This window comes from uncultured Thiocystis sp. (assembly GCF_903866365.1).
Classification (GTDB): domain Bacteria; phylum Pseudomonadota; class Gammaproteobacteria; order Chromatiales; family Chromatiaceae; genus Chromatium.
On the sequence record NZ_CAIPNF010000287.1, the window covers coordinates 1 to 8142 of the forward strand.

The 8142-nt window shown below is 61.5% G+C and carries 9 protein-coding genes, 1 other RNA gene and 1 pseudogene; 6 read left to right on the forward strand and 5 right to left on the reverse strand.

The features are described from left to right. The 4 genes from QZY07_RS27505 to QZY07_RS16060 all read right to left on the reverse strand — a co-directional run. The coding region (locus QZY07_RS27505) for an NAD(P)-binding protein (protein ID WP_363184351.1) at positions 1-126 on the reverse strand (126 nt) is incomplete at its 3' end. Continuing rightward, a complete protein-coding gene (gene ubiH / locus QZY07_RS16050; protein ID WP_295404857.1) occupies positions 119-1363 on the reverse strand; it encodes a 2-octaprenyl-6-methoxyphenyl hydroxylase in 1245 nt (414 codons plus the stop codon). The genes QZY07_RS27505 and ubiH, both read right to left, overlap by 8 nt. 36 nt (positions 1364-1399) lie before the next feature. Next, positions 1400-2719 carry a Xaa-Pro aminopeptidase gene (gene pepP, locus QZY07_RS16055; protein WP_295404860.1) on the reverse strand — a complete coding sequence of 440 codons (1320 nt, stop codon included), beginning with the start codon at positions 2717-2719 and terminating at the stop codon, positions 1400-1402. After that, positions 2716-3309, reverse strand: a complete 594-nt coding sequence (locus QZY07_RS16060) for a UPF0149 family protein (RefSeq protein ID WP_295404862.1) — start codon at positions 3307-3309, stop codon at positions 2716-2718. The genes pepP and QZY07_RS16060 overlap by 4 nt, the downstream gene beginning before the upstream one ends. A 98-nt stretch (positions 3310-3407) precedes the next feature. On the opposite strand from QZY07_RS16060, the gene QZY07_RS16065 reads away from it, so the two are divergent. The 5 genes from QZY07_RS16065 to rpiA all read left to right on the forward strand — a co-directional run bounded on the left by QZY07_RS16065 (position 3408) and on the right by rpiA (position 5588). Continuing rightward, entirely contained in the window at positions 3408-3623 is a 216-nt protein-coding gene (locus QZY07_RS16065) for a TIGR02449 family protein (protein WP_295404865.1), read from the forward strand. Further along, on the forward strand, positions 3620-3973 hold the full coding sequence (locus QZY07_RS16070; RefSeq protein ID WP_295404868.1) for a cell division protein ZapA: 354 nt from the start codon (positions 3620-3622) through the stop codon (positions 3971-3973). The genes QZY07_RS16065 and QZY07_RS16070 overlap by 4 nt, the downstream gene beginning before the upstream one ends. 14 nt (positions 3974-3987) lie before the next feature. After that, a non-coding RNA gene (ssrS, locus tag QZY07_RS16075) (6S RNA) lies at positions 3988-4173 on the forward strand. A gap of 10 nt (positions 4174-4183) precedes the next feature. Then, complete coding sequence (locus tag QZY07_RS16080; RefSeq protein WP_295404871.1) at positions 4184-4822, forward strand: 5-formyltetrahydrofolate cyclo-ligase; 639 nt, start codon at positions 4184-4186, stop codon at positions 4820-4822. A 94-nt stretch (positions 4823-4916) separates the two neighbouring features. Next, positions 4917-5588 carry a ribose-5-phosphate isomerase RpiA gene (gene rpiA / locus QZY07_RS16085; protein WP_295404874.1) on the forward strand — a complete coding sequence of 224 codons (672 nt, stop codon included), beginning with the start codon at positions 4917-4919 and terminating at the stop codon, positions 5586-5588. Between the two features lie 79 nt (positions 5589-5667). Here rpiA and QZY07_RS16090 read toward each other — a convergent pair whose 3' ends face one another. Further along, positions 5668-7041: a porin gene (locus tag QZY07_RS16090; RefSeq protein WP_295404877.1), complete on the reverse strand. Its 1374-nt coding sequence runs from the start codon at positions 7039-7041 to the stop codon at positions 5668-5670. A 611-nt stretch (positions 7042-7652) separates the two neighbouring features. Between QZY07_RS16090 and QZY07_RS16095 the strand changes: the two are divergent. Beyond that, positions 7653-8142: pseudogene (locus tag QZY07_RS16095) on the forward strand (ribulose 1,5-bisphosphate carboxylase); the annotation flags it as partial.

An 8142-nucleotide genomic window follows, 5' to 3' on the forward strand; every position in this document is an offset into this window, starting at 1 on the left:
AAGCGGCGCGCGCGACTCGATCACGGCGATGGAGAGGCCCTTGCCGGACATGGCGCAGGCGAAGGCCGCGCCGACCATACCGCCGCCGACGACGGCGACATCGAAGGACTGCGTGGAATCAGTCATGCGGATGCTCCAATGCTGGCAATGCAAGTCCGCGCGCCAGATGCGGCAGGGGACCACCCAGTCCCATGAAACGTCGGGCGAGCCGATGGCGCGCGCAGGGCAGCAGATCCAGCCCCAGCAGCCCCGCCCCGCGGACGAACCGAACCGGCGCCCAGGGGATGACGAAGAGTCGCGCCAGCGCGTCGGTCAGACTGGCGGTGCCGGCCTGATCGCGACCGCGCCAGCGCGCATAGTCGGACAGGGTCGCCGCCGCGCCGGGGTCGACGCCCGCGACCGCGCACAGCGCCAGCACCTCGGCCAATGCCGCCACGTCCCGCAGACCCAGATTGAAGCCCTGGCCGGCGACCGGATGCAGGCTGTGCGCCGCGTTGCCGATCAGCACCAGACGCTCCTGAACCGGAGCGCGGATCAGCCGGAGCCGGAGCGGGTAGGCGCGACGCGGAGCGGCCTGCGTCAAACGCCCCAGCCGATACCCGAAACGATCCTGGAGACGGGCCAGAAACTCGCTATCCGGGAGCGCGAGCAGGTCGGCGGTCTCGTGCTCGCGACAGGTCCAGACCACCGAATAGCGGCCCCCGGTCATGGGCAGCAGCGCCAGGGGACCGGAGTCGGTAAACCGCTCGAAGGCCACGCCCGTCCGGGGACGATCCGGCGTGACCGTGGTGATGATGGCATCCTGACCATAGGCATGCTCCCGCGCCTTCAGGCCGAGCCGTTCGCGGATGGCCGAATCGCCGCCGTCGGCGGCCACCAGCAGACGGGTGCGCAGATGACGGGTCTCCCCGCCCATCTCAATCTCAAGGTCCATCCCGTCGCCGCGCACGCGATGCGCGATCAGCCGCGCGGGACAGAGGAGTTCGAGGTTGTCGGCATGATCGAGCGCCACGCGGATCGCCACGCCCATGGCCCGCGCCGGCACGACCGCGCCCAGCGCCGCGACGCCTTCCTCGGCGTGATCGAGCCGGGCGATGCCGCATTGCCCCCGTTCGGAGACATGCACCTGCAGAATCGGCTCCGCCTCGGGCGCCATGTCCGGCCACAGACCCATGGCCTCGAAAATCCGCTGGCTGCCCAGCGAGAGCGCGATGACGCGCTCGTCGTAACTGGGGTGTTGCGCGGCAACCGTCGGCACCGCCTCGATCAGCGCGACCTTGAGTTTGGTACTGGCCAGGGCGCAGGCCAGACTGCCGCCGACCAGACCGCCACCGATAATCGCTACGTCGTATTCGTGCAGCATCGCAAAGCTCATCTCCATCATTAGCGCACCCGTTCTTCAACGTGCTGGACGAGGCCCCGCCATCAACGCCTCGATCTCGTCCGGCTGCGTGGGGGCCGCCGCGGAGAGAATCTCGTTGCCCTCCTCGGTGATCAGCACATCGTCCTCGATCCGGATACCGATCTTGCGATAGGGTTCCGGCACCGCTTCCGTGTCCGGCAGATAGAGTCCCGGCTCCACGGTTAACGTCATGCCGGGCTCGAAGACGCGCCACGCGCCATCACGCTTGTACGCGCCAACATCGTGCACGTCCATCCCAAGCCAGTGACCGGTGCGGTGCATGTAATAGGGTTTGTAAGCTTCATCCTTGATGAGTTGGTCGAGCTCGCCACACAGAATGCCAAGCTTGATCAAACCCTGGGTCAACACCCACACCGCCGCCTCGTGTGGCTCGTTCCAACGGCAGCCGGGCCGGGCCTTGTCGATGGCCGCCTGCTGGGCCTTGAGCACCAGTTCGTACAGTTCGCGCTGGGGCGGGCTGAAGCGGCCATTGACCGGAAAGGTGCGGGTGATATCGGACGCATAGCCGTCGAGTTCGCAGCCCGCGTCGATCAGCACCAGATCCCCGTCGCGCAGCACGGCGTCATTGGCGATGTAATGCAGCACGCAGGCGTTCGCGCCGCCGCCCACGATCATCGGATAGGCGTTGAAACGGGCGCCGGCGGTGGCGCAGGCATGCTGAAATTCAGCCTCCAGATCCAGTTCCTTCACGCCGGGGGCGCAATGGCGCATCAGGCGTCGATGGGCCTGGGCGGAGATGCGCGCGGCGCGACGCATCAGGGCCGCCTCGGTCTTGCTTTTGCGCAACCGTTGTTCGTGCAGCAGGGATTCGATGGCGATGAAGGTGTCGGGGGCGACCGCGCCGGTGCGAATCTTGGCGCGGACCCGATTCACCCAGCCCATCACCCGCTGATCGAGACCCGCGTCGGTGCCGATCGGATAGTACAGCCGAGTCCGCCCGTCGATCAGGGTCGGCATGATCCCGTCCAGCTCATCGAGGGGATGGGCCTGATCGGCGCCAAAACGCTCAATCGCGCCTTCGAGACCAAGACGCGCCCCATCCCACTGTTCGCGCTCCGCGTCACGGGGTCGACAGAAAAGAATGAATTCGCCCTCCTTGCGTCTGGGCACGAAGATCGCGAAGGCGTCAGGCTCCGGGAAACCAGAAACATAGCTGAAATCGCTGCTCTGGCGAAAGGGATAATGGACATCGCGATTGCGGATCGCTTCGCGCGCGGCCGGCAGGATCGCGAGACCATCGGGACCGATGGACTTCAACAGGACGCGCCGGCGGCGTTTGTATTCGGTCGCGTTCATAGCTGCCGGAACGCGTCGCCTGGACTCGCCCGCTCGTCATGAATCAGCATTGCCGCCACCCGGATGAATTCGGTCACTTCGGCCAGCGCCTCCTCGTTTTCTTCGGCATCGTCAAGGTCATCGAGATCCATCCGCGTCAGATCGGCAAAATCGCGCAGAATCTCGCGGGTCTGCGCGGACAGATCACGCTCCGCGACGCCCAGCACGCCGAAGGCGAAGAGGAATCCCCGCACCCAGTCATAGAGCGCGGTCGCGCGCTCCGCCAGCGGACGGTCGTCGTCCGGAAGCAACGGGCGGAAGCCGAGATCCGGATCGCGTATCCCGATTTGAGTCGCGGTCGCCAGATCGCTCAGACCTTCGCGGACCCCGGCGAGCAGCGGATCGGCGGGCTCCGTAGGCTCTGCAGCAGGCAGGAGTTGCAGGAACCAGGCGTCCAGCGGATCCGGGTCGCCGCCGCAGAGAAGACCGCACAGGATTCCATGTGCTTCGCCAGGTGACGGATTTAAAGGGCTGACTTCCAGCAAGCGGCCAATCCGATCATAGTCGATGTCCGTGGAAACCTCCGTATCGCAGTGGATACGCCTAAACATTGAGAAATAGCTATTGAATCATAGCATGCGCTTCAGCCCGATTGACCGCTCGCGACGCCCCTTCTATAGTGCAAGGAATTTCAACGGAGCCGCGGACATTGGCCAACTTCGACCTTGACCTCGACGAACTGGAGCAGCAGATCAACGCCCTGATCCGCCTGAATCAACGGCTTCGGGACGAAAATCACACCCTGCGCGCGCGCCAGGAGACCTTGGTCACCGAACGCGGCGAATTGATCGAAAAAACCGAGCAGAGCCGTAGCCGCGTCGAAGCCATGCTGTCCCGGTTGCGCGCAATGGAGGAAAATTTGTGAGCGACGAGCCGCTACAGGTCAGTGTCAAGATCCTGGAAAAAGAATATCGGATCGCTTGCGATCCCCATGAACAGGACGATTTGAAGGCGTCCGCCCGTCTGCTCGACCATCGCATGCGCGAGATTCGTCAAAACGGCCGGGTGATCGGCACCGACCGCATCGCGGTGATGGCGGGGTTGAACATCGCGCATGACCTCATCCAGCTTCAGCGCGCGCAGCCTGACCTCACTCAGGATTCCGGACGGCGTCTGCGCGAACTCCAGGATCGGTTGTCCATGGCCCTGGCCGAAGAGCCGGCCGTTGTCCCGTCAGTCGAACCGCCGCTGGACGCCTCGAATGAAAGGGTATAGCCTTGTTCTCAAGACACCCCCTGTAGCGTTCGATCATGGTCTGGGTATTTTCTTGAGCCTAATTGCTACCCAGGGGATATGACAGCAAGGCTGTTGAGCATGTCCGTCTTCGAGCGGAAAGCCTGAAGTCTAGCCGAGTGTCCCCACTTGAACCGCTTGGTTCAAGAACGAAGACCGATAACGGCGTCAATGGGGGGTGTCCCTCACTCCATGCAACCCCAGCGATCATCTCAGACGCAACGCCGTGAACTCAGAGCTGCGCGTCGACAGCTTTCGCCTCGCCAACAGCGCCAGCACGCCGCGCGAGTGACGCAGCGGCTTTGGCATCATCGCCTGTATCTTCGCGCCCGACGGATTGCACTGTATTGGCCGACCGACGGCGAACTCGATCCACGCCCCCTCCTGACCCACGCACGCGGCAAAGCTTGCTATCTCCCCATCCTGAGACCCAGGAACACCCCTTGGGGCCGAGGAAAACTCTGGTTTGCGCGTTTCCGTCCAGGCGACCGCATGCGTCCCAACCGCTTCGGCATCCCGGAGCCCATCGCCCGCGGACGTCGGCTCACACTGCCCTGGAACCTTGACCTCTTGCTCATGCCCCTCGTCGGATTCGATACCGACTGTCATCGTCTCGGCATGGGCGGGGGCTTCTATGATCGTACCCTGGCCTATCTCAGACTGCGCCGATCCTGGCGACGCCCCCGCCTGCTCGGTCTCGCTCACGACTGCCAGCGCATCGAGCGCATCGAGCCCCGTCCCTGGGACATTCCGCTGGAATCCGTGATCACGGAATGTCGCGTTTACGATCAACCGCGCCTGACTGGCGGATCGGCGCCAGCATTTATCTGAGCGATTGGCCGTTTTCAGGAGTGCACAAAGCGGTGTCGCGAGAGCCTCTGCTATGATGATCAGCTTCCCATCAACCCAACCCGGAGAACATTGAATGAATCAGGACGCCATGAAGAAACAGGCCGCCGAGGCTGCGCTGGCGTATGTCGAGAACGGCGTGATCGGTGTCGGGACCGGCTCCACCGTCAATCACTTTATCGATGCGCTCGCCACCATCAAGGGGCGTATCGAAGGGGCGGTTTCCAGCTCGGAAGCGTCCACCGAACGGCTCAAGGCGCACGGCATCCCGGTTCTCGACCTGAACGGCGCGGGTGAATTATCGCTTTATGTCGACGGCGCGGATGAGTCCAATGAGCGACTGCAACTCATCAAGGGCGGCGGCGGCGCGCTGACGCGGGAGAAAATCGTGGCCGCGGCGAGCCGGCAATTCGTCTGCATTGCCGACGAAAGCAAGCTGGTGAAGGTGCTCGGTCGCTTCCCGCTGCCGGTGGAGGTCATCCCGATGGCGCGCAGTTATGTGGCGCGCGAGCTGGTTCGACTGGGCGGAACGCCGATCTGGCGCGAGGGATTCGTGACCGATAACGGCAACCTGATCCTGGACGTGCAGCATCTGGAAATCACCGATCCGCTGCAATTTGAACAGCAGGTCAACAATCTCGCCGGCGTGGTCACGGTCGGCATTTTTGCGCTGAGGCCAGCCGATGTGCTGATCCTGGGGACGCCCAACGGCGCCAAAACGATCGAGGCCGCTGATTTCAGCGGTTAACGCAGACAAAAAAATGGGGCCCGAAGACCCCATTTTTATCGCATCCGAGCGATTCCTTAATAAGCGAGGCTTGACAGCATTAGAAGCTGTGCATCACGCCCAGGGAGAAGCCGCTCCACTTGGAACCGGCAACGATGTCTTCCAGGTCGCTATCCTTGTCCGTGTAGAGTGCATACGCCTTGGTGCGCTTGCTGAAGTTGTAGTCGTAACCAACGGACCAAGTCGTTACCTCGTAGTCCATCGCTTGAGTTCTGTTCACTAGGAAGGCTTCGCCGCCGTTGACGGACACCCAATCAGCACCCGCAACGATGTTGTCGCCCGAGTAATCGGCCTGTCCATACATGGCCTTGACCATGCTGTTTCCAAAGGCGTAGCCGGCCTGGATCTGCCAAAGATCGGCATCGTTGGGGGCAGCGGGAATATTCCAGGTAACGGCCGGGTTGGCTGGATCGATGTAACCAGCAAACTTGTCGTTATTGAATTGATCCTGATTTTCGTAGATCGCGGTCAGACTGAAGCCGTTCCAGTCGAGGAGACCCAGGCCAAGACGCCAGGATTGTGCGTCGCTATCCTGGAAACCGCAGGTCGTCGTGTAGGGACTATTCGGGTTTGTCGGATCGATCGGGGTGTTCACCGGGCAGTCATTGCCGTCAAGCGCTGTGGTCTGGCTGTTGAAGTGCTCGCTGTTCAGATTCTCGAAGGCGGCGGAGGCGTAAAAAGGTCCATTGCTGTAGATAGCCGCAAGCGAGTAAGTGTCGGCAATGCTGTCTTCTTCGAGGTTCAGACCATTGCCACCGCCGGTGGCGCCGCCGGACGGGACGAAGGCGGCCGATAACTGGAAGCCGCTCCAGCTGGGGCTGATGTAGGCAACGACGTTATCGGCGCGCAGATCGCGGAAGCCAACGGTGCCGTTGTAGTCATCCATGGTATCGGCGAAGAGATCCAGCTTGCTGGTGGAGATCTTCATCGGGGTGTCATGACGACCCATGAGGAAGGTACCCCAGTCGCCAGCCAGGCCGACGAAGCTGTTCCGGTAGGTGATCGAATCGCTATTGTTAAGGACGTTGTCGCTGGTATCGTTCAGATTGACACCGAACTCCAACTGATAGATGGCTTTAAGGCCATTTCCCAGATCCTCGGAGCCCTTGAAGCCCAAACGGCTGGCACGGCCTTCGCCTGGGATATAGCCGTTACTGGACATGCCCCAGCCTTTGAAATCCACGCCATCGGCGGTTTTCACGAACGTGGGGTTGCCGTTGACATCGAGGATTACCGCGCCGGCGTCGTCACGCGCGAAGCCGTAGGTCGGCCGCACGACATTTTTGACATCCGCATAATCGAGAGAAACGTGAACTTTGCCATAGACGATGGCTTCCGCCGAGGCGGTGGAAGGAGCGATGACGGGCGCAGCCAGGGCGGCGGCGACTGCCAGGGTTAGAAGTTTCTTGTTCATGCTGTTCTCCGCTGTTGTGAATTTGTCAGACTAGACTGCTGAAACTGTACGCAATCATGCTTTGCGGGTTGAACTATAGTGGAGCGCATCGCGTTTTGCAACAGATTGGGCGAAAAAAAGACACACCCTCATACCCTGTCGCATTTTTACACCAACAAGGTTATCGAAAGCAAGTTTGTAAGCTCGGAACATACGGCCGCGCTTCCCGAACTCTCAAGCCCACCGACCCGATACGCGGTCCAACCAACGGCCTTAAGGCAACAAGCAGACAGGTCTGCCGAAACATCCCAAAGATCCAGGATACCGAGGGCGGCACCTTATCTCGCCTACGGTTTTTCACTTCGATTCAAAACCTTCAGGTCAGCACCTGGCCATGATTGACGCCATGTCGCAAATGGCATACACGTCAAGGATGACGGACAACCGCTTCCATATCGAAAAGCTTATTAGATGAATAAGAAATTCATAATATTTTTATGTCCAATTTACCTGTAATCTACCTGGAAATTCATCGCGGGGGGGAATCCTCCAGCCGACTGGATCCGGTCCATCTCGGCACCCGCCTTCGCCACGGGCATCGACGCCCATCACCATCCAGATAGAGACGTTACATGGCACTTGACCAGTCCGCGCGTTACTCCGACCTGAGCCTCACCGAAGCCGACCTGATCGCGGGCGGCAAGCACATCCTCGTCGCCTACCGGATGAAGCCCAAAAGCGGCATCGGCTATCTGGAGGCCGCCGCCCACTTCGCGGCCGAGTCCTCCACCGGCACCAACGTCGAGGTCTCCACCACCGACGACTTCACCAAGGGCGTCGACGCGCTGGTCTATTACATCGACGAGGCGACCGAGGACATGCGGATCGCCTATCCGCTCGACCTCTTCGACCGCAACATGACCGACGGACGCATGATGATCGTGTCCTTCCTGACGCTGGTCATCGGCAACAATCAGGGCATGGGCGACATCGAATACGGTCAGATGATCGACTTCCATATGCCGGATCGCGCCATCCAGTTGTTCGACGGCCCGGCCAAGGACATCTCCGACCTGTGGCGTATCCTCGGGCGCCCGATCAAGGATGGCGGCTATATCGCCG

What these genes read in the sequence shown, in the direction of transcription:
- ubiH (WP_295404857.1), bottom strand. Translation starts at nt 1,363, where the DNA reads ATGCTGCACGAATACGACGTAGCGATTATCGGTGGCGGTCTGGTCGGC.
- QZY07_RS16060 (WP_295404862.1), bottom strand. Translation starts at nt 3,309, where the DNA reads ATGTTTAGGCGTATCCACTGCGATACGGAGGTTTCCACGGACATCGAC.
- QZY07_RS16080 (WP_295404871.1), top strand. Translation starts at nt 4,184, where the DNA reads ATGCAACCCCAGCGATCATCTCAGACGCAACGCCGTGAACTCAGAGCT.
- rpiA (WP_295404874.1), top strand. Translation starts at nt 4,917, where the DNA reads ATGAATCAGGACGCCATGAAGAAACAGGCCGCCGAGGCTGCGCTGGCG.
- pepP (WP_295404860.1), bottom strand. Translation starts at nt 2,719, where the DNA reads ATGAACGCGACCGAATACAAACGCCGCCGGCGCGTCCTGTTGAAGTCC.
- QZY07_RS16090 (WP_295404877.1), bottom strand. Translation starts at nt 7,041, where the DNA reads ATGAACAAGAAACTTCTAACCCTGGCAGTCGCCGCCGCCCTGGCTGCG.